Origin of the sequence: Aquimarina mytili (assembly GCF_016735115.1) — a bacterium.
Taxonomy (GTDB): Bacteria; Bacteroidota; Bacteroidia; order Flavobacteriales; family Flavobacteriaceae; genus Aquimarina; species Aquimarina mytili.
The window spans coordinates 661,118-688,103 of the sequence record NZ_JAERQJ010000003.1 but is presented as its reverse complement, the minus strand read 5'-3'; the positions used below and the strand labels follow the sequence as shown (position 1 = coordinate 688,103).

Annotated in this window: 28 protein-coding genes and 1 tRNA gene; 7 read left to right on the top strand and 22 right to left on the bottom strand. The window is 31.5% G+C overall.

Annotated elements, in window-relative coordinates; genetic code table 11:
- The first annotated feature begins 91 nt into the window (after nucleotides 1-91).
- Both JJQ60_RS10325 and JJQ60_RS10320 read left to right on the top strand, forming a co-directional pair.
- Nucleotides 92-1,033, top strand: a complete 942-nt coding sequence (locus tag JJQ60_RS10325) for a helix-turn-helix domain-containing protein (RefSeq protein WP_201919350.1) — start codon at nucleotides 92-94, stop codon at nucleotides 1,031-1,033.
- A gap of 59 nt (nucleotides 1,034-1,092) precedes the next feature.
- Nucleotides 1,093-1,674, top strand: coding sequence for a M23 family metallopeptidase (locus tag JJQ60_RS10320; RefSeq protein WP_201919348.1), 582 nt, complete (start codon nucleotides 1,093-1,095; stop codon nucleotides 1,672-1,674).
- Here JJQ60_RS10320 and JJQ60_RS10315 read toward each other — a convergent pair whose 3' ends face one another.
- The 5 genes from JJQ60_RS10315 to JJQ60_RS10295 all read right to left on the bottom strand — a co-directional run bounded on the left by JJQ60_RS10315 (nucleotide 1,675) and on the right by JJQ60_RS10295 (nucleotide 6,395).
- A complete protein-coding gene (locus JJQ60_RS10315; protein WP_201919346.1) occupies nucleotides 1,675-3,015 on the bottom strand; it encodes an HTTM domain-containing protein in 1,341 nt (446 codons plus the stop codon).
- On the bottom strand, nucleotides 3,012-3,944 hold the full coding sequence (locus JJQ60_RS10310; protein ID WP_201919343.1) for a bifunctional riboflavin kinase/FAD synthetase: 933 nt from the start codon (nucleotides 3,942-3,944) through the stop codon (nucleotides 3,012-3,014). Before JJQ60_RS10310 ends, JJQ60_RS10315 begins: the two co-directional genes overlap by 4 nt.
- Before the next feature lie 121 nt (nucleotides 3,945-4,065).
- A complete protein-coding gene (gene pth / locus JJQ60_RS10305; RefSeq protein ID WP_201919341.1) occupies nucleotides 4,066-4,692 on the bottom strand; it encodes an aminoacyl-tRNA hydrolase in 627 nt (208 codons plus the stop codon).
- A gap of 105 nt (nucleotides 4,693-4,797) precedes the next feature.
- A complete protein-coding gene (locus tag JJQ60_RS10300) occupies nucleotides 4,798-5,430 on the bottom strand; it encodes a 50S ribosomal protein L25/general stress protein Ctc (protein WP_201919339.1) in 633 nt (210 codons plus the stop codon).
- A gap of 23 nt (nucleotides 5,431-5,453) precedes the next feature.
- Nucleotides 5,454-6,395, bottom strand: coding sequence for a ribose-phosphate pyrophosphokinase (locus JJQ60_RS10295; RefSeq protein WP_201919337.1), 942 nt, complete (start codon nucleotides 6,393-6,395; stop codon nucleotides 5,454-5,456).
- A 311-nt stretch (nucleotides 6,396-6,706) separates the two neighbouring features.
- On the opposite strand from JJQ60_RS10295, the gene JJQ60_RS10290 reads away from it, so the two are divergent.
- Nucleotides 6,707-6,788 (top strand) — tRNA-Leu (locus tag JJQ60_RS10290).
- A 342-nt stretch (nucleotides 6,789-7,130) separates the two neighbouring features.
- On the opposite strand, the gene JJQ60_RS10285 is transcribed toward JJQ60_RS10290, so the two are convergent.
- The 3 genes from JJQ60_RS10285 to JJQ60_RS10275 form a co-directional block, all read right to left on the bottom strand.
- Nucleotides 7,131-8,057, bottom strand: a complete 927-nt coding sequence (locus JJQ60_RS10285) for a DUF6371 domain-containing protein (RefSeq protein ID WP_201919334.1) — start codon at nucleotides 8,055-8,057, stop codon at nucleotides 7,131-7,133.
- A gap of 90 nt (nucleotides 8,058-8,147) precedes the next feature.
- Nucleotides 8,148-9,614: a DNA primase family protein gene (locus tag JJQ60_RS10280; RefSeq protein ID WP_201919332.1), complete on the bottom strand. Its 1,467-nt coding sequence runs from the start codon at nucleotides 9,612-9,614 to the stop codon at nucleotides 8,148-8,150.
- 1 nt (nucleotide 9,615) lies between these two features.
- On the bottom strand, nucleotides 9,616-9,849 hold the full coding sequence (locus JJQ60_RS10275; RefSeq protein ID WP_201919331.1) for a hypothetical protein: 234 nt from the start codon (nucleotides 9,847-9,849) through the stop codon (nucleotides 9,616-9,618).
- A gap of 818 nt (nucleotides 9,850-10,667) precedes the next feature.
- On the opposite strand from JJQ60_RS10275, the gene JJQ60_RS10270 reads away from it, so the two are divergent.
- Together JJQ60_RS10270 and JJQ60_RS10265 are read left to right on the top strand one after the other, a co-directional pair.
- Nucleotides 10,668-11,273, top strand: a complete 606-nt coding sequence (locus JJQ60_RS10270) for a hypothetical protein (protein WP_201919329.1) — start codon at nucleotides 10,668-10,670, stop codon at nucleotides 11,271-11,273.
- A 41-nt stretch (nucleotides 11,274-11,314) separates the two neighbouring features.
- Nucleotides 11,315-11,770: a hypothetical protein gene (locus tag JJQ60_RS10265; RefSeq protein ID WP_201919327.1), complete on the top strand. Its 456-nt coding sequence runs from the start codon at nucleotides 11,315-11,317 to the stop codon at nucleotides 11,768-11,770.
- Nucleotides 11,771-11,783: 13 nt separating this feature from the next.
- Here JJQ60_RS10265 and JJQ60_RS10260 read toward each other — a convergent pair whose 3' ends face one another.
- From JJQ60_RS10260 to JJQ60_RS10230, 7 genes are all read right to left on the bottom strand, one after another.
- Nucleotides 11,784-12,401, bottom strand: coding sequence for a hypothetical protein (locus JJQ60_RS10260; protein ID WP_201919325.1), 618 nt, complete (start codon nucleotides 12,399-12,401; stop codon nucleotides 11,784-11,786).
- Between the two features lie 5 nt (nucleotides 12,402-12,406).
- Complete coding sequence (locus JJQ60_RS10255; RefSeq protein WP_201919323.1) at nucleotides 12,407-13,297, bottom strand: hypothetical protein; 891 nt, start codon at nucleotides 13,295-13,297, stop codon at nucleotides 12,407-12,409.
- A gap of 147 nt (nucleotides 13,298-13,444) precedes the next feature.
- Nucleotides 13,445-14,575 (bottom strand): cadherin repeat domain-containing protein, encoded by a 1,131-nt coding sequence (locus JJQ60_RS10250; protein WP_201919321.1) that lies wholly within the window; start codon nucleotides 14,573-14,575, stop codon nucleotides 13,445-13,447.
- A 201-nt stretch (nucleotides 14,576-14,776) separates the two neighbouring features.
- Entirely contained in the window at nucleotides 14,777-16,162 is a 1,386-nt protein-coding gene (locus JJQ60_RS10245; protein WP_201919319.1) for a clostripain-related cysteine peptidase, read from the bottom strand.
- 78 nt (nucleotides 16,163-16,240) lie between these two features.
- On the bottom strand, nucleotides 16,241-16,783 hold the full coding sequence (locus JJQ60_RS10240; protein WP_201919317.1) for a hypothetical protein: 543 nt from the start codon (nucleotides 16,781-16,783) through the stop codon (nucleotides 16,241-16,243).
- 221 nt (nucleotides 16,784-17,004) lie between these two features.
- Nucleotides 17,005-18,108, bottom strand: coding sequence for a helix-turn-helix domain-containing protein (locus tag JJQ60_RS10235; RefSeq protein ID WP_201919315.1), 1,104 nt, complete (start codon nucleotides 18,106-18,108; stop codon nucleotides 17,005-17,007).
- Between the two features lie 230 nt (nucleotides 18,109-18,338).
- Nucleotides 18,339-20,450 (bottom strand): tetratricopeptide repeat-containing sensor histidine kinase, encoded by a 2,112-nt coding sequence (locus tag JJQ60_RS10230; RefSeq protein WP_201919313.1) that lies wholly within the window; start codon nucleotides 20,448-20,450, stop codon nucleotides 18,339-18,341.
- A 300-nt stretch (nucleotides 20,451-20,750) separates the two neighbouring features.
- On the opposite strand from JJQ60_RS10230, the gene JJQ60_RS10225 reads away from it, so the two are divergent.
- Nucleotides 20,751-21,185 carry a GNAT family N-acetyltransferase gene (locus tag JJQ60_RS10225; protein ID WP_201919311.1) on the top strand — a complete coding sequence of 145 codons (435 nt, stop codon included), beginning with the start codon at nucleotides 20,751-20,753 and terminating at the stop codon, nucleotides 21,183-21,185.
- Between the two features lie 86 nt (nucleotides 21,186-21,271).
- Here the strand turns inward: JJQ60_RS10225 and JJQ60_RS10220 are convergent, their stop codons facing one another.
- The 6 genes from JJQ60_RS10220 to JJQ60_RS10195 form a co-directional block, all read right to left on the bottom strand.
- Entirely contained in the window at nucleotides 21,272-22,051 is a 780-nt protein-coding gene (locus JJQ60_RS10220) for a hypothetical protein (RefSeq protein ID WP_201919309.1), read from the bottom strand.
- Entirely contained in the window at nucleotides 22,023-22,181 is a 159-nt protein-coding gene (locus JJQ60_RS10215; protein WP_201919307.1) for a hypothetical protein, read from the bottom strand. Before JJQ60_RS10215 ends, JJQ60_RS10220 begins: the two co-directional genes overlap by 29 nt.
- Nucleotides 22,182-22,335: 154 nt before the next feature.
- Complete coding sequence (locus tag JJQ60_RS10210; protein ID WP_201919305.1) at nucleotides 22,336-22,512, bottom strand: hypothetical protein; 177 nt, start codon at nucleotides 22,510-22,512, stop codon at nucleotides 22,336-22,338.
- A gap of 82 nt (nucleotides 22,513-22,594) precedes the next feature.
- Nucleotides 22,595-22,795, bottom strand: a complete 201-nt coding sequence (locus tag JJQ60_RS10205) for a hypothetical protein (RefSeq protein ID WP_201919303.1) — start codon at nucleotides 22,793-22,795, stop codon at nucleotides 22,595-22,597.
- 12 nt (nucleotides 22,796-22,807) lie between these two features.
- Nucleotides 22,808-23,014: a hypothetical protein gene (locus tag JJQ60_RS10200; RefSeq protein WP_201919301.1), complete on the bottom strand. Its 207-nt coding sequence runs from the start codon at nucleotides 23,012-23,014 to the stop codon at nucleotides 22,808-22,810.
- 165 nt (nucleotides 23,015-23,179) lie between these two features.
- Nucleotides 23,180-23,821, bottom strand: coding sequence for a response regulator transcription factor (locus JJQ60_RS10195; protein ID WP_201919299.1), 642 nt, complete (start codon nucleotides 23,819-23,821; stop codon nucleotides 23,180-23,182).
- A gap of 274 nt (nucleotides 23,822-24,095) precedes the next feature.
- On the opposite strand from JJQ60_RS10195, the gene JJQ60_RS10190 reads away from it, so the two are divergent.
- Complete coding sequence (locus tag JJQ60_RS10190) at nucleotides 24,096-24,905, top strand: hypothetical protein (RefSeq protein WP_201919298.1); 810 nt, start codon at nucleotides 24,096-24,098, stop codon at nucleotides 24,903-24,905.
- Nucleotides 24,906-24,961: 56 nt separating this feature from the next.
- Here JJQ60_RS10190 and JJQ60_RS10185 read toward each other — a convergent pair whose 3' ends face one another.
- A complete protein-coding gene (locus JJQ60_RS10185) occupies nucleotides 24,962-26,866 on the bottom strand; it encodes a tetratricopeptide repeat-containing sensor histidine kinase (protein WP_201919296.1) in 1,905 nt (634 codons plus the stop codon).
- Nucleotides 26,867-26,986 lie beyond the last annotated feature (120 nt).

Genomic DNA, 26,986 nt, shown 5'->3' with positions numbered 1-26,986 from the left:
GATTGTTTTTTTTGTTAAGAAGTATCAATCCAAAAGTGGTTTTTTTCTTGGTTTGACTGTCCTTTTTTTATCGATAAGCAACATTCAACATATGTTGATAGACGTTAATTACTTTAGGATTGGACCTATATTAAAAGAGACATATATACCATGGCAATGGCTTGTGGCACCTATGTTTTATCTTTTTGCTTATTATTTTTTAAACAAGGAATCCATTGATAAGAAAAGACTATTTGTTTTAATAGCTCCTTTTTTTGTGATTACTATAGTTCATAGTATTCAGTTTGTCTATCATTTATATTTTAATCCAGAATATCAAATATCTAATTACTATGAACGTGGATTATTTTTATATACCAATTTGATTTCCTTTGTACATATACCAGGAGTAATCTTTTTTATGTATCAAATGATTATTTCTTATGAAAAAAAGCATATAGGATCCATAGAAAAAATTAAGACAGAGACCACATGGTTGAAAAACCTGATTCATATTGGAGTTGTAATTGTTTCTATAGGAATGTTATCTGCGATATTAGGGGTTGTATTAGATATGAAACAATCGTATTATGCTTATCCATTTTTTATCTCCCTTTCTTTATGGATTTATTGGGTTGGGTATGTTGGAATTAATCGATCATCTTCATCTGAAAAACTTAAAAAACTACAGAGTACTTCATCTTCAAAAAAGATGGGATACGATACTTTTGCAAAAATAAATGAGTATATCATTACTGAAAAAAAGTATTTATCGGTAGACATAAATCTTAATGCTATTGCTGATCGATTTGAAATTAGTAATGGGTATCTTTCTCAATTGATAAATGCAAACACAAACAAAAGTTTTAATGATCATATTAATGAGTTACGTGTGGAGGCTGCAAAAAAGATGCTAATAGATAAGCGGTATGATAATTATACTATAGAGTCGATTGGTATCGAATGTGGTTTTAAATCTAAATCTAACTTCTATAGTACTTTTAAAAAATTTAGCGGACAAACTCCTAATCAATTTAAAAAAGCAAAAAAATAGGTATTTGAGTTGCCTACAATGATTATAAATAAATCTCATTATTTGTATATTTATTGGGTATGATTACCAGCACTACAAAACGTTTTCTTGTTTCACTTTTTACCTTAATGGCGAGTCTATATAGAGATAGGAAAACCCGAAAGTTCACTTTAATACCATTATTATGTATTGTATTAGGATTTGCCCTACCACAAAAAATGATTATCCCAGTGCAAGGGGCGACAACTGCCGATTGGGATGATCACTCATTTTGGGCCTACCCTTGGGGTAGCTCGGTAACTCACAAAGGGATCGATATTTTTAAGCCTAAAGGCACTGATGTAATTTCAGCGACCTATGGAATTGTGATCTATACCTATGAAGGAGGCAAGGGCGGTAAAACGGTTATGGTGCTCGGGCCTAAATGGAGATTTCATTACTATGCACATCTAGATCAAAATGATGCATTCCCTTTTCAGCCTGTAAAACCCGGAACTAAACTAGGGACAGTTGGTACTACAGGCAATGCCATTGGCAAACCCCCTCATCTGCATTATGCCATTACAACCCCATTTCCGTATTGGTGGTTGCGAGATCCCGAAGCCATACAAGGCAATCGTAAAATGTTTCATTTAGATCCAGATACCTGGTTACGGGACTGATTATTGCTCTATTGGGGTGTCTTGTTTAGGGTATTTAATAATCCAGGGATTTGTAGTGAAGTAATTCCAGGGCACGCTGGTCAGATCTACATCAGGATCTATAAATTGTCTGCTTTTTTTACCATTGATAGAAATTTTGCTTTTTACATATACGGCAATATCCTTTCCTTCGTCGGCATATTGTTGTTTAAGGTGTTGTGCAAATTGCCACATCGCATCTGGTTTTGTAGATACCAAACGCATTTGCTTTTTTGATACGTACTCTCGTATATTAACATAAGTACGTTTAGCTTTGGGATCATTTTTATCAACTATATAAAAATTTGTGTTGCCAGATCTTCCCCTAAGCATCATGCGCCAACTCAAGCGATGGCCTTCTTCTGTCCATAATACATCACCTGGTATTACCCAATGGCGTAAGGGCAGTGCGATCTGAATTGTAAACCAAATTATCATTGCTGGTAATAACACCTTTTTATAAGAAGGAATAACTATTTCATTACCATCATAAAAAGGTTTCTTCTTCATGAAAATACGGTGTATTCTCTCTTTTGAGAAGAAAAATACGGTAAAGGCAAGCGATAAATATGGAAATATACCAATCTGAAATACAATAGAATTAAACAAATGAAAAAAGATGCTAAAGCAAAAAGCAGCTAATCGGGTTTTTCTCCATAATAAAAGAGGGATAATCAATAAGTCAAATAAAATTCCAAAATAGGTTACACTTATATGCGCCCAATGCCCTTGCAACAGATCTCCAACAATAGGATAATATGCTCTTCCGGCCATTAAATTTTTGGCTACAGTATAATCTAACCAGTCCGGATAAAGTTTTGCAACAGAGGCATATGTATACACAATCCATAATTGAGCAATAATTACCAGGATAATCCAGCGAGGCATCGAAATCTTTTTAAGCAAGGGATTTCTTTTTACATCTATAGAAAAATAATTCCCGGCCGGCAGTATACTCATCAGTATACAGAGCAGTAGTAAGAGATAATAGTGATTATTATATGAGGCCTTTTGCATAAAATATACTCCTGCCCACATCACCGTATATGCAATCATACTCCATCTGTATTTAAAACCGATCATTACCATAAGGCCAAAAATCCCCATTAATGCAAAATAGAAGTACATCCCATTGCCAGGTAAAGGTTGCAAAAAGTCAAGACCTATAAAATTGAATGTAAAATTGGGTTCGACCAGGGTTCGGGTTACCCATCCCGTAAATATGGCTCCGATAGCCTCTGCAGCAATAAGAAATCCAAAAAAAACTCTGAAGATAATAAGAGCGCTATTATCAATTTGGGTAAAAAACCAACGATTGATCATACTAGAGAATTTATATAATCACGAGAGAAATCTTCATCTTGTTGCATAGCTTCTTGCAGATCTTCAATAGAATCAAATTTTTTCTCATCTCGAACACGTTTCAACATTTCTATTTGTATTTTTTTATCGTACAGGTTAAAAGAAGCATCAAAAAAATGAGTTTCTATGGTTTGTTTTGTGCCATTAACAGTAGGGTTGGTACCAATATTCATCATACCAAAATAAGTTCTACCATCAATAAGTGATTGTACAATATACACTCCGTTTTTTGGAATTAGCTTATAGGATTCTTTAATGTCTAAATTAGCTGTTGGATAATTGAGTTTACGCCCAAGTTCTTTTCCTTTCACAACTTTGCCTGTTAGCATAAAATTATATCCTAAATACTTATTGGCTTTAGAAACATCACCATCTGATAGTGCTTCGCGTATTTTTGTAGAGCTTACGGCAACATCATCAATATCTTGTTTTGAGATTTCTTCGACAGTAAAACCATTTTGAATACCATAGGAGGCAAGATCTGTAATATTAGAATTGCGATTGCGCCCAAATCGATGATCATACCCTATAATTACATGTCCAACATTAAGGCAGTCGATAAGCATTTGCTGTACATATTCTCCTGCAGTAAGGCGCGAAAATTCTTTAGTAAAGGGATGAATAACAAGAGTGTCTAAACCTGTTTTTTCTAAGATCTGAATACGCTCGTCGATCGTGTTAATTAGTTTAATATCAGAATCTTGTTGCAATACCATCCTTGGATGTGGAAAAAAGGTTAGCACTATAGATTCCAGTTCATTTCTCTTGGCACTTTCTATTAAGCGTTCAATTATTTTTTTATGACCAATATGTACTCCATCAAAAGTGCCTATTGTTACTACAGATGGGATTTTACCATCATATGTTTTGGCGTCTGTATAGCATTTCATCTGCTCACTTTTTTGGTTTTTCAATAGTCAGATATACTTCGCTAATGAACATTGTGGTTAGCATCAATTAGATTATTTGTATAGTAATTGTAAAAATAAAAAATTGTTTGGACACATTTCCTTATTTTCCGTTAAAGGTGTTCATCGTATTAGAGAGTCCGGCAGTGGCAAAGGATTTAATTAGGGCAATTCCTTTTTCTATTCGTTCTGGCATAGCAGATTCTTCATCGTTGTCCCATTCTCCTAAGACATAATCGACTTGTCTTCCTTTGTTAAATTCGGCACCTACACCAAATCTAAATCGGCAATATTTTGAGGTGTTTAATTGGGCTTCGATATCTTTTAAGCCATTATGTCCTCCAGCACTTCCTTTTGCCTTTACTCGAATTGTACCAAACGGAAGATTGATATCATCTGTAATAACTAGCAGGTTTTCTAAGGGGATTTTCTCTTTTCCTAACCAGTAACGAACAGCTTTTCCGCTTAGATTCATGTATGTATTAGGTTTAAGAAGTATAAGAGTTCTTCCCTTGTACTTGTAGGTAGTAAGATCGCCTAATTTTTGAGTTTCGAATTTGAGATCTTCCGCTTTTGCTAAAGCATCAAGTATTCTAAAACCTATATTATGACGTGTATTGTGGTATTTAGGACCTATATTGCCCAGCCCTACAATAAGAAATTTTTTCATGAGCTCTTCTTGAGTTTCTTCTTTTTGTTTAGAAAATAATGTTCTAAATACAGAAAGCATATTTTGTGTTTTATGTAAGGGTGTCTCCTCAAAAATCTGTGTAAAAATAAAAAAAGCATCCTGAATTGGATCAGAATGCTTTTATATTGTGCTAAAACTTTAGGATTATCCTTCAGCTGGTGCTTCGGCAGCTGGTGCCGCTCCTTCAGCAGCTCCTTCAGTTTCTTCTTCTTCCTCGTCATCCGCAACAGCAGTACGAGAAGTTTTAACCTGGCAAATTACAGTGTTATCTGGGTGAAGAATTGTAAACTTATCACTTGCTACATCAGTAACATATAATTTGTTTCCGATCTTAAGTTTTGTAATATCTCCTTCGATTAGATCAGGCAAATCTGAAGAAAGACCTTTTACTTTGATACGTCTTAAGTTGAAACGTAACACACCACCATTACGTACACCACGAGAGATACCTACTGTTCTGAACGGAAGTTCTACTGTGATTGGTTTGTCGTCAAAAATTTCAACAAAATCAATATGTAAAATTCTATCGGTTACAGGATGAAATTGGATATCCTGTAAGATGGCATTTATTTTTGTACCATTATCCAACGCTATTACCACGGTATGAACGTCTGGAGTGTACACTAAATTTTTGAAAGCAATTTCTGGCGCTGCAAAGTGTACAATAGTGTCTCCACCATAAATAACACAAGGTACCTGTCCAGCATTACGTAAGGCTTTTGTTGCTTTCTTGCCTACGCTTTCTCTTTGAGATGCATTGATTGTTAATGATTTCATTTTAAAATTTATTAATTATTAATTTACATTATAAATTTAGAGCTAATAGACTCATTGTGATGCACTCTATGCATTACATCTGCAAATAAATTTGCACAGCTTACCACTCTAATTTTATCACTTTTTTGTTTTAGAGGAATAGAATCGGTAACGATTAATTCTTCTAATTTTGAATCTTCCAATCTTTCATAAGCACTTCCAGAAAGAATTGGATGTGTACAGATTGCACGTACACTTTTGGCTCCTCGCTCCATCATCAAATCTGCAGCCTTAGTTAAAGTTCCTGCAGTATCTACCATATCATCTACCAATACTACATTTTTACCTGTAACATCACCGATTAGTTCCATATGTGATATTACATTAGCTTTTGCTCTTTGTTTGTAGCAAATTACCACATCACTTTTTAAAGCCTTTGAATATGCATATGCTCTTTTAGATCCTCCCATATCTGGAGAAGCGATAGTTAAATCTTCTAGATTTAATGATTGCAAATACGGCAAAAATATGGTTGAAGCATATAAATGATCTACTGGTTTTTCAAAGAACCCCTGGATCTGATCTGCATGAAGATCCATAGTAATAATTCTTGTTGCTCCGGCAGTTTCAAGCATTTTGGCAATTAATTTTGCCGCAATAGGTACTCTTGGTTTGTCTTTTCTATCCTGACGTGCCCATCCATAATACGGCAATACTGCTGTAATATGTCTTGCAGATGCTCTTTTTGCAGCATCTAACATTAAAAGCATTTCCATTAAATGATCAGAACTTGGGTGTGTCGAACCAATAATAAATACTCTTGATCCCCTAACCGACTCTTCAAAAGAAGGTTGAAACTCACCATCACTATATGTTGATGTGATCACATTGCCTAATTTAGCGCCATAGGCAGCTACTATTTTTTCTGCAAGTTCAGTACTTTGGTTGCATGCAAAAAACTTTGCTTCTGTAACTCCTGTTGGCATAGGGTAAAATGTTGTTTTGTAACGAGTTAAAACTTATTTTCTAAAAATAAGGTGCAAATTTAAAAATTTATTTTAACTCTTACTCTTATTTTATCACTTATTTAATGGTGTAAAACGAATATTTTACTAATTTTGCCATCCAATTCATTAAAAAATGCTCAAGTGGCGGAATTGGTAGACGCGCTGGATTCAAAAGTTTACGCGTTTAGAATTAAAAATCTATTTTAGTTAGCTGATAATAAAATAGTTGTATTTTCAAAAGAAGAAGTTAAACACTTCGAGGTTAAATATAGGTTAAACATACAGCACATGCTCGAGTGGCGGAATTGGTAGACGCGCCGGATTCAAAATCCGGTTCTTTCGGGAGTGTGGGTTCGATTCCCACCTCGAGTACAGATAAAAACCTCAATCCTTTTAGTTATTGGATTGAGGTTTTTTGTTTAATTTTATTTAAATGAAAAGGAGCATATCCTGATTTAGAATTTGACAAAGTTATAAGTCAAAAATATATTTATAAGATATGTTAAAGCACTAAGAGTTTTGTTTGAATAAATCTCGGAACAAACCTTTCTACGCCTTCAAATATTGACTGCTACAAACAAAATAAAGTAGAAAATAGACTGAATAATGTTTACATATTTAATGTAAACACTTAAAACCGTTTGACAGTGGTAATCACCGCAATTATTCCATAGGTAAACGTAAAAATTATTAAAAATAGGATGCATGTAAACACTAATTGTTTACATATTTCTCTAGCTCCAGAGCTAACAAATAATCAGCGACATCCAAACCTAACTCGCGCTGCTTATCACTAGCTTTTCGTTCTAATAAATCAGAAATTTGATAATCTGCATCAGGACATAGTTTAAGAATCTTTTCTTTCCACTTATCATAACCGCCCAAATCAGGGAATAATATCACTTGACGATCTTTGAGTATTTTAGTTTTTTCATGATTCAGATTTGATAGACTGCCTGAAGCTATCCAGGTAAATTCTGGTAAAAAAACACTAGCGATAATTGCTGTTTTCTCACTTTCTACTATAGCAATGGGATTAGTTGTTGCCTTCAATAAATGCTCTCCAAAAAAGCACTGCTTTAGAGTATAATTAGAAATTTTCATAATACGATGCACCCAAGTGATATGATGGTATGGTTTTTTGATACGTTTACCAGTGTTTACATTGTATAGCATAACCTTACCACTTCGTATTTTTCCTTCACAATCCATTTGCCAGAATACTGTGGCTCCTTTCCATTTCTTAGAAGTTCCTATATGATATTTTGTTTTCAATTTGTTTACAGTTTCAGTATCGAAAATTGCACCTAGATATTCAAGAAAGTTATTAGGAGCATCTTTTTTTAAGCTTTGGGTGAGAATAGCTTTTTGAATAGTGCTTGTGGGATTTTCTTTTATATTGGATACAATGATTTTGGTTCTTTTTGGGATTACCTCAAAGTGATGATCTCCAAAATACTGTTTAGGCGTATAGTGATATCCGCATTTGATTTCTCGATTACACCTACCTACGATTTCATGTATATATTCATTGGTTTCGGTGTCTATGTAACGAGAAAACTTGTTTGTTTTATGACAGTTAGGACATCGAAATCGAGATTTTATACCTGAATATGATTGTAGTGTATATCTATAGTTCAAAATTAAAAAGATTGTTTTTTGGGGTACACAACCTACATAACCTACACACTTTTGTCAAAAAATGTAGGTTATGCACGATATGTAGGTTTTTTAAAATACTTTTTTTTCTATAAAAATGGCTTGGCCATAACTTTTACGTTTAATCAGGTAGCCTAATTTTTTTAGCCGTTGTGAAAATGCTTTTTTAGATTCTAACTTGTAATTACTTTCGATACAAAAGATTCTATACTCACTAAATACATTAGAAAACGGAGTATCCATAGTAATTGAGGTTTGGTATCCTACATCGTCCAGAAACAATAATACCGTATCACTTTCTCTTTGATATTGCAATACTTCATTTTGTATGATCTTACTAGAGGTGAAATCACGATTTTTCAATAATCTATTCAAGCCCATTAACATCCAATTAAAGACTCCTGACAATTCACTTCTAATAATTCGTTTTGCTAAATCCGGATCTTGTTCTGCTCTAGGGATGGTTACCCGAAAAGGAATAATCAAAAACCGCCTGAAGAAGGCATTGTTGTTCTCTACTTTTTCAGGAAGCTCATTACAGTTAAACATAAATCGAGCATAATTAGAGATAAGATGTGGCTGCCCAAAGGGTAATCTTGCCTCTACAGGTTCTCCAGAAGTTAATAGTTTAAAAATATTGGTTTCAAGTTTTCCATTGATCTCACTGGCATAATTTAGTAGCTTGTTGGAAAGCATTGCCCTGTAGTAGCCATTTTCGGAGGTAAGTGATTGTAGTGAATAATTAGTAATGTTTTCCCGACCTAATAAAGCCATAATGATTTCGAATAAAACACTTTTACCATTAGCACCAGTTCCATAAGCAAGTAATACCTTCTCGAGTTTCAAAACATTATTTTTGATAAAAATATACCCTAGGTATTCTGCTAAAACATCTTGCAATTCGTCCTCAGGGAGTACCCGATCGATGTATTTTTGAAATTGAGGAGCAATAGCTTTTTCATCAAAAGTAAAGGGTAAATAATAGGTTAAGAAGTCTTCTTTTTGATACGGTCGTAAAGCTTGCAGGAAGGGTGAAATTTCAAAGGTTCCATTAGCTAAATTAATCAAAGTAGTTTTATGATACGATGTGATTTCTTCTAACCTAGCATCTGCCAAAAATTGTTTATACAATTCGCTTTTAAATGCGTGAAATTTTGCCGTAAAACGATCCATTTGCATTTTTTGAGCTACTTGACCAAGAAAATATTCAAATTCATTTCGTTCTATAACTTGCCAGTATTGGCTATTGTATACATATACCAGGTCGTACTTACGACATAAACTAAAACCATTATCATGAGCAGTTTGGATTAGAATTTCGATAATGGAAACCAAAAAGTGGTTCTTTTTTAATTTAGCATCTCCCTGAATTTTGGTGTACGCTCTAAAGTCAATTTCATCGATAAATTCTAACAACTTTTCTAACACTAATTTTGCTTGACTGTCCCTTTGGATTTCCTTGTTATTATGAGCTACTTCAAGAAGTTTTTCTGTTTCTTCCAGAAAATCATCTACTCCAATTGTTTCTGTAGTATGCATGCTATATCAATTTAGAAGTATGAGCAGAGGTGATCAGATCCAGATCTTCTGGCTGTCCAAGTATACTCACGATAAGTTCTACCTGTTTTGGATTAAAGTTTTTACCTAAGTATTCCCCTATTTGTTTTTCTATAGGCTGTAACCATAATTTGATGGTCCTTGGTGGTACGCCATAGGCTTTGGCTAGTGTAGTTTTGTTAATTGTTTTAAATCGAATTTCTTTTGTAGTATTCATTCCTTTTACATTTAAATTATTGGATTGTTTCTTTAGAGTTTTTAAATGGTATTAACTCTGTCTAAATGTAATTGGAAAATCAATGTGGAAAAATGGGGTGTTTCTGGCAAGTGTTCATTAATGCTCATTAAGATTGATTTAAGTTTTAGTACTAAAAAGTTTAACCAAACTTTAACTAAGTCACTGTTTATTAGGGTTTAATACAGTATGTTTCAGTTCCCTAAAAACAAACAAAAACTACTTTTTTTGTGTAAAAAAGAGTGAATACATGATAAAAAAAGTTAGATATTCAAAAATGAAGCTGATATATTACAATTGTAGTATAAAGCTAGTATAATCATATTAAGGAATCCACCAAACTTAACTAAATATACAATATGTTTTTTTGTGTTAATTCAATAATATATAATACTGTAAAAAATATTAGTTGATAAGGGTATAGACACCTTTCTTACTTAATTTAGGGCTCTACAAGAAGAAATTATAAAAATAGAACATCACAAATTTTACTGGATATAAAGAGTGGTCAGAAATTAAAAGTTGTAAAATAGTTCCTAAATTGTCTACGGTTGGAGAAAGAACCGAATTTATTCTAACTTTTAAGGTTTACTACTACATATGCTTACAATTATTTACCACATATTTAATACTAGCAACATTATATAATTGTTACGAACACAAAGATTCACAGAAAAGGGTGATAAATGCCTAAAAGTAACTTTTTACCTTTACGATTAATAAAATATGGTTTAGTAATAACTCTCCTTGTTTTAACACATATTTATAACATTATAAAACATTTGAAATAATAATAAACAATGAGAAAGATTTTAATTCTAATTAATTGTGTGATACTAATAGGGTGCGCTGCAAACCCCTCGAGACTTGCGCCAGACTCTTTTAGCTCAAACAGTAAAAATGGACTGATGGTGGGAACAATAACAATTATAGATGAGAGCCCAGTATATAACTCATACAATTTTTTTTACCGTAAGAAAAATGTCCAAAAAGGACATAGGATTAATATTAAACCTAATCAAGGAGGGCTTTTAAGAGTTTTAAAACCAGACTACCAAATTGGAAGTAGAATGGTATTCCAATTTGCTTTAGAACATATCCCAGGAGATTATGAATTTTGGAGCTATAGCCTGTTTTCGAATTATGGATTTTATCAAGAGTATTATAGTCCGAAAAATCATTTTTCTGTTCCATTTACTCTTAAAGAAGGAACCATAACTTATATTGGAGATTTGACATTTTATCCCAAAGGAAATACAAATGGGTTTACTCTTAAATGGACAGACAATTATTCAAAAGATATTGAGAAACTCAAAGGAAGATATCCTAAATTCAATTGGGAAAGTATAGAAAATGATACGCCAAAAGAAGGGTATGATCTTTTGGATGGAATCATTGAATTTTAATAAAATGTAATAACACAGTAGTTAAAAATATCAAGTGAGTCATGCGAGGATTCATGGAGAATAATACGATGGTAAATAATTATGACGACAGCATAAGAGAATTGGTAGTTTTATCAAAACTAGTTGAAAGAACCGGAGATCCTGAAAAACGGAAATTAATTAAAGAATACCTACAGAAGTTAAACGATTTAATGCTTAATGGATGGTGTTATGCATTAGGAAAAGACAATGAAATAGATGAAAATCTTCTTCCAGAAAAATATCTTAGTCTTCGATATAAGGTCATCGAAGATTTGGAGATGCATCTTGCCTCTTGTGCCAAAAGGTATAGAGCCTCAACTTCGGGGGCGATTGAGGACAAACAGGCTATTACGGATTATCGTAAAACTTTTGAAGAACTTATTCGAATTACTGGCAAAATCATTGGGTTGGATCCAGATGCAGAGTTACCAGATAACTTAATGCCTAAAATTTATGTTGATTATTGGTTAGAGTAATAACTTTTTAAAGCTATTTCTTTATTTCTTGTTTGCATGCAATGATCCTAGTGAGATCTTTTTCAAATCCGTATTGTTTCCATAATACGATATCATCTTTTAAGACCAAAGGGTTCTGATCGGCTTTGATGTATTTTTTTATAGATTTAACAATGGCAGTATTAGAATCTTCAATCTTCAATATAGAGTTTTGACCAGGAATACTATATCCTCCACTATATTCGTAGCAAAAAACAATCACGTTATCACCTTCTTCCAGGTCTAAGTTTTCACAACAATTAGAAGAGAGTAATTGTTGTTGTTGGTATTTATTTTTTTCTAAATTTCGAACGGTTAATATTTCTTCAATTTCAATAATCATTTTGTGAGATGAGACTAATAAGTGAGACTCTTTTTTGGGCTTATTAATCTTATTTATTTCCCCAGTAAATACTAAAGCATATCGATCTCCACATATTCCGATAAAGGGTCCAGAATGTGGCCACCAGTAGGTATAACCAACTTGAATCGTATCTCTAGTAAAACTTTTTGATAGTTTAGAATTCGATCTATTTTTAGGTGAATAGCAACCCGAAAAAACCGCTACAATGCATATGGTTAGTATAGAGATATAAAAACTTCTAGGCTTCATTCATATTAATTTATAGAAATTCGCCAGGTTTTTGGTGCAACTCTCGGCTTACCAACACTAGAAGGTAAACTAGAATCGGTATACACCAAAAAATCGGCATTGTCCATTTCGATATCGACGATAGTACCAGCAGCAAATGATAGTTGGATTAAGTCTTTTCCTTGCGGATTTTTTTGATCATAAATACGTATAATACTCTGTTCTGGTCGAGATGAATCTCCACCATAACCAAAAGAAATATCCCCTACATAATATACAACTATTGTACCTGTATATCTCTCTGGTTTTATAATCAAAGGAGGCCTTTCTGAAGTATAATATGGTTCTTCTGAAATCTTTAAGGTTTCAAATGTTGTTTTATGTACCTGCCATAATATTGGTTTTGCATAGTTTACTTCTTTAAGATCTGCATTCATTAAAAAATAATCTTTAGTAATAATTGCAAAGTATCTAAATGGCTCAAAAGTGGGGGCTTCAAATTTATGGACTAGAGTGTCTATTTTATCTTGAGTAATTTGATACACTTTACTATTCTTAAAAGCAAGGTTATACTCAAGAGTATCATCGATAAGGGCGTCAATTTCTTTACCAGGATCGTTATTCGTGTATAACTCAAATTTTTCTAAACTTCCATCTTCTTGCACCAACAAACGTGCCCCAGCATTTAAATCTGCTTTTTCAGGACGAAAATCAAGAGGTAATATTTCCATTTCATTAGGAACCTCCTCAATTTGTACCCCATCTGAAAGAAGCTTGTATGTTGTCATTGACTTGATTTTCTCTTGAGAGATTTCTGAAGTGTTAATCAATGGTCTAACGATACTTATGATTATTATTACGATAAGAATTAGAAAAATAGAAATAACAATGCCGATTATCCAAAATGTACTTTTCATTGCAGGTTAGTTATGTACTATATGTGTAAAAGATCTGATGAGAATGAAAAGTTAATTGTTTTTTTATAAAATATGGTAGAAATAATGAATGTTATTTTTTATAAACCCCTCTTAGGTGTATCAATACACCTAAGAGGGGTTTATAATTTATCGTATTGAGCAATCACTAGAAAAATTAGTTCCTTTATCCCTGATCCAGCTTGATAGATATCCAGCGGATGGATCATCTACTTGTATGCATTGCAATGGAGCATTATTACCGAGTTTAACATCTGTAAAGGCTACATTATTTCCATTTTTCATGTTTAAATCATTGAGTACGTTATTATTACACTCAAATATAGTGAGGTTTTTGTTTGGAGTGATGTTTAAAATACTGATTTGGTTGTTGTTACATCTTAATTCGATTAATGCTATATTATTACTTATATCAAGAGTAGTTAAGCTTCCAAAGCTACAATCTAGATATCTTAAAGCCGTATTTTTACTTACATCAAGGTTTTCAATAGGATTAGAACCGCAGGTTAATGTAGTTAATGCAGTATTGTGGCTCATATCTACATTAATGATTGCATTTTTAGTAAAGGTTAGTTCGGTTAATGCAATATTTCTACTTACATCAATAGTGATTAAATCATTATTAGAACAGTTTAATTTTTCTAGAGCCGTAAAATATTCAATACCCGAAAGATCTGAGATATTATTGTGGCGTATATTCATCTCTTTTACTGCTTCAGCTTCACCTACAGATACTTCTCTATCATTATTAGTGTCAATTCTTAAGGGATTATCAGAATCAAATGCCAAAAGTGCATTTTTGAAATTAACATCTGGAAATTGAATGTTACCATTTACAACTTCTGCAACAATATCATTAAGTGTTACATTAACTTTAGCTTCTTTAGTAACATCACCATTTTTTAAAGTTGCCGTTGCAGTAAGTTGTGTTCTGGTTTCATAGTCAAATAAAGTAGCATCTTTTACAGTAAGTTTTCCTGTGCTGGCATCGATAGCAAAAGCACCTGTAGGCTCTTCGGTTTTAAGGCTGTATACCAGCGTACCTTGATTGGTCGTAGCTTCAATCATACCCAACTCAAATCCAGGTGCTGGGTTTTCGTCTATAGTAACTTCAAAATCTTTTGTTGTTATTGTAGTGATGACAGGAGTTTCTTGCTCGGTATCCGTCGAGGTTGTGGTTACAGGCGTATCATCATCGCTTGAGCAAGATAAACATAAAATTACTATGTATGTTACAATACTATAATGTACAATTTTCATCTTTTTTTGTTTTTTGGGGTTTAATGAATTCCAATGTGTTTGGACGCAAAAATAACCGATACTGATTACAAATAATTCATGGTTTTCGGTGATATTATTATATTAGATACAGGTTATTAGGTGTTTTTAGAGCAAGACTTTATGATTATTGAAGTATACTGCCTCTACTTTCCGTTTTGATCAATGAAAATAATGTTATCCTTATTTTGTAAAAAGAAAGTCTAAATATTCATAAAAATTATCTACGTTTTCATTTTCTGTATCCAAGCCATCGCTACACCAATCATAAAGACCATGAGCTTGATTATCCTTTCGATCGTATGGACTATACCATGCTTTTGCATATTCCCAAAAAGTTCCTTCGATTAAAGCGTCTGTTTTATTACCTAGAGGAGCAATTAAATACACACCATTTTTACCTTCTTCAAAATTATCCTTTTTGGGCAAAGGGCCTTTGCCTCCAAAGTATGAGTACACGATCAATTGACCTATGATTTCACAAACTTCTTTGGCTTTTGTTCTGGTTTTTTGATCCAATTCTTGATGATTACTAATTTTTTGTGAAAAATCATAAGCATCTATATATGGAAAAGCTATTTCTTGTATTACTTTTCCTTCCTTTTTTTCATGGTAATATCCAGTAGTCTTTTCTATAATAGAGTATATATTAACCTTCTTTTCTTCGGAAAGCAATCTTGCTAATTCATCTATTTTTAGTTTAACATCTGCAATTTTAGAGTTATCAAACAACCCCCAGGAAGACCATTTTTGACTATCATATATTTCTTCTATAAGCAGTTTAGAAAATTGATTTGGAGTCATTTTGAATGGGTCAAGGTTTTTTTCTTTCCCTTCTTCAAAATAACTTTTCTCTTTACTGATTTTTTCATCTGTTTGTAAGCGAGTAAATATATTGTTATAATCCCAAGCCTCTGAAACAGGGGCCGACGCTAGGATATAATCTACAGAAAAGGAAGTCTTGTTGGGTCTCCATTCATAAAAATTCTCTAATCCTGCCATCGAGCATACATCTAATCCTAATATATCTACCGATTCGTCTACAGATAATACATCACTAAGTTCTGTAGAATATAGAAAATCTTCAGTTCCTGATTCATCATCTGGACACATACTCCATCCATCTCCATGTGATCGCAGAATTAACATATAGTGTTTAGCAGGATAATAGGTCTTACAATATTTGATAAACCGCTTTAATAGATAAGCATCCCCCATATTAGCCTCATAGGATGTTTCTTTTTTGAACTCTGGAAGGATGTCTCTTCCTGATAATTCTTTATAACTACCAGTATCAAATTTATAAAGCTTGGTATCTGTGAAATTTTCACCTAACGTTTTTGCATCATTAGAAAATCCTTCAATCCTATCTATTAAGGTAATTGCTTCATACCCTTTTGATTGTTTTCCTTTAATCATTCCATTGATATCATTAAAAAGATCTAGTTCTGAAGAATTTGATCCGGCACCATAATACATAATCGTCCAGCCATTATCAGTTTGGCTATGCATTGTTGTTGTAAGTAAAATAATAAGGACAGCAAGTAGTAATTTGTATATGTTTTTCATTAAGAAGTTGTTTAATAATCTAAATAAGGTTAAAGACATCCATTTCTCGAATTAGAATGGTATAAATACTTTACCTTTTTATTTTGATAATTTATCCGATGTTTCAGAATCCGGTAAATCAAAAGATATTGAGTATGACGGTACATTTATTCCACCAGATGTTTTCTGGATATAGGTGTCAAGAATATTTTCATCAACATCTGTTGAAGTTTGCTTTTTAAAGAAACCTTTACAGATCTCATTCGATGTTTCTTCTGTATACTCCTCGCCATAAATGACGTGCAATCTATATTTTCCCTCAGGAATATGTCTTATATAATGCTCCTGCTTTCTTTTGATATGGGCCGTCCGAACAGTTTTTTCTGTCTCGATATTAACCAGATCAACAATAACTTCGGTGTTCTTACCAACCTTTATTTTTACAAAATTATCTAATTTATAATCATAGGTTGAGTTTTGATTTATACAAGCTGATTCTATTGTGCTTTCTACAGCGTATTTTGTTTTTGAATTGGTACTCAGTGATTGACAAGAAGTATAGGCAAACGTTCCTACCATTACTAGGGCTAATGATAAGTATTTTAACTTCGAAACGGTCTTAGATTTGGTTTTTAGCAACATAAAGTTTTTGTTTTTTTATTAATAATTCATTGAAAAACTGATTTACAAATATGATTTCCTATGTCTGAAAAATTACATTTAGTAATTGTTCTATATAATATATTTTGTTTATAGTCGACACAACTAATGCATTTGCAATCTATTCGTAAAAGTATATTTTTCATAAAGGCAAAAAACAATTTTAGAATCGAAGACGTACTAAAACAAGGGAATTACACGAATCAGGACTTTTTTTGAAGCTTTCTGAAGGCACCTGGGGACATGTCTAAACTGGTGTTAAAGGCGTTATAAAAAGCGCTTTTAGATTTGAAGCCAGCTTCCATACCAATGGCTTCAATAGAATACTTATTAAATACCGGATCGTGCAATAGATTTTTAGCAGCTTCGATTCGATATTCATTTACAAATTGAATAACACTTTTGTTGATTTCCTGATTTATTATCTGTGACAAATACCCTTCACTTGTTCCTAATCGAGTGGCCAGATCTAACCTACTTAAAAGCGGGTTTTTGTATAACTCCTCATCATCCATTAATGCATATAACTCATTAATAATTTTGGAAATAGTTGTCTTGCTTATTTTCTTTTTTACTTCAGTTTTGTTTGTTTTCTTTGAAACTAAATACTGATGTATTTCATCTTTTTGAACTACTATCTGTAGTTTGAACACTCCGTAATACAATATCCACCACGATAAAAAAGAAAGCATTATCCATAAAAAATTGGTAGCATATTCTGAATATAAAAAATGAAGTTCTATTCTAGACAATAGCCAACTGATAATAATGCATATAATAAAAAGGTTAAATCTTAACAACCAACGCCTTTTGTCTTCTGAAATAGTATTGGTCCATTGTATTAAATACCTCGCCCAAAAAATTAAAAATACATTGTAGGCAAATGACATGTTATCTTTAATATAGTATATCAAAACATCAGAATCTTCTTTAAATGAAAAATTAAAAAGGTTAAAATTAGCATCTAAAGAAAGAAAAGTTTCAATAATTAAAGAACTAAAGAAAGGAAGGTACAACCATTTATACCAACCTTTTTTAAGATACTCGTGCCGAATTTGAATTAGAAAATAGGTAAATAAAGTGACGGCAACCAGAAAATCCAACATGATACTATTTAAGAATATCAAAACCTCATTTTCTGAATTATACCATCCTAAAAAGGTTAAACTTATTAGTAAAAACAATGATAATGAGAGATAGTTATTTGCACGGCTTTTATAAAAAGAAGTAGTGACTAATGAGATGCTTATAAAACATCCTATAAGACTACTGGCGATAATTGTAAAATCTAATATTGTTGTATTCAATCTTTATAGAAATTAATGGTGCTCAAATTGTAGTAAAATCCAGTTTATCTATAAACTTCGTTTCTATTTTTGGATAAATATAAGCCGATTTGCTAGTTTTTTGATATGGCTTTTTTTAATTCATTTGTAACTAATATATGATTTATTTTATCTATAGTAATGTTGTAGTCTTTTAATTTTTAATTATTGCTATTTATTAGTTTTCAAAAGAAATACAATAAAATTACATTTTACACTTCTTCAATATTTTTGACTAAGGTTGGAATTTCTATATTTATTATTGTACCTCTGTGAATTCTGGAATCTATAGATAATATCCCCGACATGTTTTGTAACCGGTTTTTAATGTTTTCTAATCCGATACCAGACTTAAAGTGTTTTGTATCAAAGCCAACACCGTTGTCTTCAAATAAAACATTTAATATACTTTCTGATAAAGTTAATTGTAATTCTACAGATGAAGCATTGGCGTGTTTAATCGTATTGGTTATCAACTCTTGGGTGATTTTAAAAGTTTCTATCTGTATCAACTCTTCAAGAAGATTTATTTCTTCTCTTGGGTAAACAGTAAAAGTGGTAATAAGTTTACTAGCATCTCCTATACTGGTAAAATATTCTTCAAGGACGTCACAGAAATTATTATGAATAAATTTTTTGGGAAGTAAGTTGTGAGAAAGATTACGGACTTGATCATAAGTGTCGTTTAATTGCACATTAATAGTTTGTAAAGAACTCCCTTGCACATCATTTACAACATTACTTAGTTGTAGTTTTATAGCAGCAATATTGCCACAAATACTGTCATGTAACTCTTGGGCAATTCGTTTTCTTTCTTTGTCTTGTCCATCAATAGAGGCTTTGATCATTTTTAGTTCTTGCTCATTGAGTAAGGTTGAGATTTTTTGTTGGTTTACTTCTTCTTGCTTTTTATTTAATTGCCTTTGTGTTCTATGTTTTTGATAATAAACCGACAACAAACCAATGATTGGTATTAAGATAACCAAAAAAGAATACAAAATTATGTTTCTAATGGTTTTTTGTCTTGCCAGGTTAGCTTCTTTTATTTTTAAATCAGCTTGTTTAATTTCCTGGTCTTTTTTTAGTAAAACGTTCTCAACCTCTATTTGTTCTGCACTACATTGTAGAGATAAAATTTGATTTTCATTTTCTTTTTTTTCAATCTCTAGCTCAAGTTTACGATTTTTGTTTTCTACTTGTAGGAGTAGAATTTCTTTTTCTTTTTGCGTAGTTTGATATTTCACCTCGAGCTCATTAATCTCTTTATCTTTTTGTAAAATATTGACGGAATCTTTTAAATGATAATATTTTGAGGTGTAATTAAAAGCATTTTTATAATCCAATTGATTTAATGCTATCTGCTTTAGGTTGTCATAAACAATAAACTGCTGTTCTAAATACCCCAGTTTTATAGCTTGATCTAAAGCTTTTAGATATAAAGTTTCTGCTTCCTGATATTTTTTTTGATTAAGTAAAATATTTCCTATATCCATTCGAGATATTAGAGCTAATTGATAAAAACCATATTGTTCTGATAGTTTGATTGTTTTGTTATATAGAGAAATCGCCTCGTCATATTTACCTTGATCTTGAGCATTAGAAGCAAGATTTTCTGTAATTACCGCGTGCGCATAGTGGCTACTGTCTTTTTTAGCTAATATTAATCCTTTTTGCAGATATTTCTCAGAAAGTTCAAAATCCTCTAGCATTGCATAAACACTACCTATGTTGATATAACTACCATAAATTATTTGTTTCTCTTCTTTGTATTCCAAACATTTTTTGAAAAGCTTCAATGATTTTTCAAAATCCCCTATTTCCATATATGCTCTTGCTAAACCATGTGTATTAGCATAATAAAAATACTCTTCATTAAATTTTTCAGCTGCCTCAATTCCTTTAAGATGCCATTTTTTACTTTCCTCAAATAAACCTTTAATAGTGTAATTAGTAGCTAGTGTATTATATGCTGAAGATTGTATTTTTGCCTGAAGAGTGTCATTAGATATATTAAATTTTAAAGCTTCATTAACATAAAAAATAGAAGAATCTATGAAAGCTTTATTTTTAAAATATTGCGCCAATATTATATTAACATTTACTAGAGATCTTTTTGCTTTTAATATTGTAAGTAGCTCATGTGCTTTTTTGTATACTTTTTCATCTCCTCTATTTAGGAGTTCATTTGTTTTATCGATATGCTTCTTTTCTCTATTGTAGATATTTTCTTCATAGGACAATTTAGTATCATTATCTTGTGCAAAAGTAGTTAATGATATAGGTAAAAGGAGAAAGAGAAAAGCTCGTAATGGTAATTTAAGCATAGGCAAATGTATTAATTTTAACTTATTCGTTCATCGCCTGTTTGTACTTGCAAAAGGGTTATACTTTAATTAAGCACAAAAATCACCAAAAACAGTGATGGATTTTGTCTTTGCTAAAAATATTTTTGGTTTCAAAAGGTATATCTCAATAGAAATAATAAAAAGACATAAGTTTTACTGATTATTTTGAGCATAAATTCGAATTGAGTTTGATTTTAGGTTGATGAATACTATAGTACTTATTGTTCTGATGAATATTTAGATTGTTTATGCGAAAAATATATTAATTAAACGAAAAGGATGAGGATTGAAATACTTTATAAAACAGATATAACTTCAACCATTCAGGATCAAGTTTCAGAATTATTTAAACAATTAAGCCCAAACAAAAAACAGCTTAAACTTGTAGAAATTCTTACTCAAGAAAATCCAATTACTATTGTATACTGCATAGAGCAAGACAAAATAGTAGGAATAGCTTCTATGTGCACCTATAAAGTAATATCGGGAAATAAAGGTTGGGTAGAAGATGTGGTAGTTGACTTGAACTTTAGAGAAAAAGGGATTGGAAGAAAATTAGTAGCAAAACTATTAGAAGTTGGGAAAGAAAAAGGGTTGTCTGAAATTTTACTTTTTACAGAAGACGAAAGAAAATCGGCAATTAATCTTTATAAAGGCCTTGAGTTTAAACAAAAGAATAGTCGAATTTACATGAAGATTAGTAATCCATATTAAAATAGTATGTTAGAAATTAGAAAAGTCAATAATAATGAAGATTTAGAAATTATTGAATCATTAGCAAGAAAGATATTACATGAGTTTTACGATGATAGCATTCCAAAAGAGCATACACAATATTTTATAGAAAAATACCAAACGGTTGAAGCTATTGAACAACAAATAAAGGACGGGGGCGAATATTTTATACTTCCCACTCCAACATTAATACTTCTTCCAGTACCGTGATATGTATTATTTTCTTTAACAACGGTCCAAGTGTATGTAAAAGAATTATTATGATTCTGGGCATAATCAGTTCTACTACCTTCGTCTATTCGTATAAACGAATTGTTCTTTAAAGGACAAGGAGGAGGATCATTAAATGTGAAATTTTGAGTTCTTGTTACCTTCAGGCAAATACTTATTGGGATTGTATTATTAATCTTATTTAATACGGTTAGAGTAACCGTTGAGCTACCTTTGGGTAATGTAATTCTTCTTCCGGTTGCGTTAATGGTATTGCCGCTATTGATTACTTTCCACTCGTAGGTAAACCCTTCTGTGAAATTTCGGACTTGTACAATTCTATTAGAACCTGCTAGCATTAAGGTGTCTGTATTATCAGGACATTGGGCATAAGGAGGTGCTTTGCAAAAGTTTATTTGAGCATAATCTAAAGAGGATGTAATAAGTCCTATTGCACCTTCCTCAAGGCTATTTCTTTGGACTCTTACTCTTCTTGCGTTTGGATCTCCAAGAATTTTAAAACTTCCTTCTGTATACCATGTAAAATTGCTTTCGTTTGTTTCAACTATGACTACACTTCCAACAAATGGGATTCTTTTTCCTGCCTCAAAAATCAAATATAATAGGACCTTCACCACCCACTATCCTAAAAAGACTATTTTGGGCATTAGCTCCGATCAATTCTTCCCCCATATTATCCAGTTCTTCACCCATATAAACTTTTAAAGGCGCTTCAGTTTGTAATATCGAAAACTTGGTCATCACTCTTTTCACAACTACTAATAAGAATAGAAAGGATTAAAACTGATATCGTTTTGAAAATTGTTTTTTTCATTGTTGTTTGATTATTAAAGATTGATGCCGATTACCTGTTTTGTGTAGATAATCGGCAATTTAACATCATTCAATTGTTGTTCTATTATAAAGGGATGCATTGTCCTTGATTACAGGCCCAATCAAACTCTCCTGTAGCAACAAAACAGTCTCTTCTTGTTCTACAACTAATTGTCCCACTTTGTGAGCCACCATGAATTGATTTTTGCTCGTTTTTAGTTAAACTTTTAGCATCATTAAGGTTTAGAATGTTTTTTAGCATAGTTATAATTTTAAGAATTAGAATTACCCGAAATTTTATAGACATTCGGGGGATATGTCTTATGTGTGAAAAAAGGTTTGGCTTATCGAAGTTCACAAATACCACCATACATTCCTTCTTTACAGGTGTATAGAGCACCGCAATCTCCACAGTCGTTATCATTTCTGCAAAACCTGAAGCAATTGTTTAGGCCACCAACAGAAAAATCACTTCCATGAATTGATGCTTGATCCCTTTTGGTAAGTTTTACAATACCAGTTATGTTTAATAGCTTATTTTTCATTTCAAATTAGTTTTATGAACCTAAGCCAGGTTTTGGAGTTGATCCATCAGGACATGTACTGCTACATGAAACGGCGATAATTTCTAAATATCCACGTGGTCCCATTACGATACATCCACAATCATCATTAGAAGGTAAGCCAATTCCTCCATTGATAGTTTTTTGCTGTGCTCTGTTAATTTCTTGAGTACCATTTAGATTTAAAATATTTTTAATCATAATATTTGAGTTTTAATTAATAATTCAAAGTTTGTATGCATCAAATTTGATAATTAAACACTACATAATATTCACTGTTTTTGGTGAAATTAGGACTTCACTGCTTCCAGGGATTAAAAAAAAGATATCTAAAGCAGTTGATATTTTGAAGAAAATATTGTTGGGTTAGATTAGACCTTGCTGTATCGCGTATTTAACCAAACCGACCATATTTTTAGCTCCTATTTTTCGCATTAAATTTTTTCTATGCGTATCTACTGTATTAATTGAAATGTGTAGTGTTTCTGAAATTTCTTGAGTGCTTTTTTCTTGTGATATGCACTTCAAAACATCCATTTCTCGTGGACTTAAGCTTACTTTGTTTTCTTTTGTTTTTTTTGAGGAAAAAAGACTTTCATTATGAATTTTTTGGACCTCTTCGGAAAAATATTTTTCTCCTTCAAAAACTGTATGTATAGCATTAAGCAATTCTATTTTTCCGGCACATTTAAATAGATATCCTTCGACATCCAGATTTTTGGCTTTTTCAATCATAGATATTTTTCCGTAAGAACTCGTAATGATTACTTTAATACCTGGATTAATCTTTTTTATTTCTTTGATGAGTTCAAGCCCATCCATTTTGGGCATTTCTATATCCGTAATTAAAACGTCGGTATCTAATGTTTTTAATTTGGTTAATGCTTCTTTTCCATCATTAGCAATACCAGCTATAGTAAAATGCGGTATTTCGTCAAGTATAGAAAAAATGCCTTGTAAAAACATTTTGTGATCATCTACTAAAAACAGTTTTATTTTTTTCTCCATAGCTATGAAGCAATTTAATGCCGGTTATTGAAATCTTAATGCAAAGGAAATACAATTTTGAATAAAACACTTCACCCAAAACCGTGAGGGGCTCAAATAACCAAAAAAAGTGAGTTTTTTTTATAACTATTGATGAAACTTTACAAAAAAGTAAACTATACTTAATAAAGAATTCGATTACATTATTACTAGCCTTTTTGAAATGAAATTGTTTTATAAAGACTTTTAATTAACTATCAAAAAAAGATATTATTAACATTAAAAAAAACGCTTTATGGATTATGAAGTTATCGCTGTGATCATATTTTTCTGTTGTATTTCTGGATCGATACTTTGGTTAGGTTTTCGAAGTATTAAAAACAACAATATATATTACAAAAAGATTGATGAAAATTTAAAAGACGAATATATTATTGATCCAGAAACAGGAACGAGACTTACTTTAGAACAATTGGAAAAGGGCTATCATGAAGGTGTAGAGAATGATTTTGGAATTGTTCCAGAAACTGAAATAGAAAAATTATATACCGAAGAAGAAAAAAAGACTGAAAGAGCTTTTAATTATTTGAAAAGAAATTGCACTAAGCTAACATTTGATAATGACCAGAGAAACATACTTGAACAGACTAAAATCCTGAACCAATATAATATCTATAGATATTCAAATCCTTTTAAGCTAAAAAATGGAGAGGGTGTTTTTTTGATTGTGTATGTAGAATTAGGATCGAGTAGTGATATACCTTATAGTGTAGGGTCTTACTACGCAGAAAGACAAGTAATGTTTTGGTTGCCAGTTAATTTTGATCTAGGGCATTATTATTTCAGAGAAAAAACATCAATCGAAAAATTGATAAGCAAAGTAAAGAATACTAATGATTTTAAATTAGCTATTTATGAAACCTTTATTTTTGAAAAAACAAAAAACACAGCTCAAGTCAAGAGAATTCTGGAAAAGATAGAACAGTACAAAAACCTTGAAATTGAATTCATAAATACAAATATATTTATTAAAAATCTGAGGTATGCAAACATTGAAGATATCCATAAAATAGAAGAATTGGCAAAGGCCATATCGCAACTCTAGAATGTAGAAGGCCTTCCGAAAAAACAAAAAAGTCATTGAGCGATTTTTATTTACTTTTATGTTATAACAGGAATATTAATATTAACAATGGTTCCTTGTCCTGGTGAACTTGTTATTTCTAGTTGACCATGAAGTTCTTTTAATCGCGATTTTATGTTTCTAAGGCCAATTCCCTTGTTATTTGCATTAGTAGTATCATACCCTTGTCCATTATCTTCCATCATAATGTTAATATATTCTTCATGATGAATAATATTTATAAATACTTCTTTGGCATTGGCATGTTTATTAATATTTGTAAGAAGCTCCTGAAAAATACGATATATTTCTACTTGATAGCGTTCAGATAATGTATTCAAATTATTTTCAGGAAAAAACTCTGTATGAATTTTAGTGCTTTCAGTAGTTTTAAAAGAAATCAATTGATGTATTAAGTCTGTAAAAGTGTTGACATTAATTTCCTTAGGTAATAAATCATGAGAAATAGCACGAACTTCATGATATACCTGATCCAAACGATTTGCTAATATCTGTATTTCATTGGCTTGTCCTGCAACTTGAGATAATTGTAGTTTTATAGCAGCCAAATCTCCACTCACACTATCATGAAGATCTTTTGAAATTCGTTCGCGTTCTTTGTTTTGCCCATTGAGTTGTGCTTTTATTGTTTCTAATTTCTGTTCCTCTAACAGTTTGGCAATTTGCTCTTCGTTTAAGGCTTCTTTGTTGGTTAATAGTAATTTTTGAGTTTTTAATTTTTGACGATATAAGTATGTAGAGATACCTAGTAATATGATTACTGATAAAAGTCCTACCCACAAATAGTTACTTTGTCTTTTTCTAGAAGAAAGTAACTTTGCCTGATTAATTAATTCTTTATCCTTAATGTCGGTTTCATACTTTAGTTTAAGATCCTGAATTGTTTTTAAGTTTTGCTCATTTAGAATGCTGTCTTTATAATTCATAAAAAGTGTTGAATATTGTAATGCTTTTTTATAATTACCAATATCCTTATAATTATCCCTAAAACTTTTATACATTTCTCTTTTAAGGTCTATAGATTGAACGCTTTTCATCATAGAATCACATTTTGTCATGTATAATTCTGATTTCTTAAAATCTTTAAGTTCTGTATACGAAGTACTAATGTTCAATAAAGCTCTAGCTAAATTTTTTGCATTAGCATTGGTTTTTACAGCTAATTCATAGGATTTTATGATATAATCTAATCCCTTTTGATGATCACCAAGATTATGATTAATGGCAGATAAATTGTTATAGTTGTTCAGTAACTCGGGGTAATCATCCTCTTTTAATAACTGCTGTGCTTTAATAAGAAATTCTTTTGCTTCTTCATATTCTTTCTGATAAAAACTAATATTACTAAGATTATTGTAAACCCTATATTTGCCTTTGTCTGATGTTGTATATTGTAATGCTTTATGTAGATATTCTTTACCTTGCTTAAAATCTTTTTGCAAAATAAAAACTCTGGAAAAGCCATTGTAGTTGCCATAAAGGTATAAAGTGTCATTATGTTTCTGTGCTAGTTCTAGAGATTTTACATAATATTTTGATGCCTCAACAAAATCTCCTTTGTCTCTACTAAGCTTACCAATACTGTAAAAAGTAATCATCGAGAGAGAATCTTTTAGATAAGATTGAGAATAAGGCATTATTTTTTTACTTTCCATTTTATACACATGTATAGCAGAAGTGTAATCTCCATTTTGCTCATAAGCAAATCCTTTTAACCGAATTGCTTTAAACATAGAAGTAGTATCGGCCACCGTTTTGCTGATCTCATATAAAGAATCGATTCTTTTCAATACATAATTAAGATCTTTTTCTTTTACTTCACTACGAATCTCATCATGGATTGTATTGAATTCTTTTTGATTCTGTGCTAAAAGATTTCCACTAATGAAAATTAATAGTATAAATAAAAATGTACTTCGCATGGGTCTATTAGTATTTTCACAAAGAAAGCAATTTTTTTTCCCCAGAAACATCACTTAAAAGGGTTATAATTCAATTTCACTAATAAACGTTACTATAATATTGTCATAAACGGTAAGATT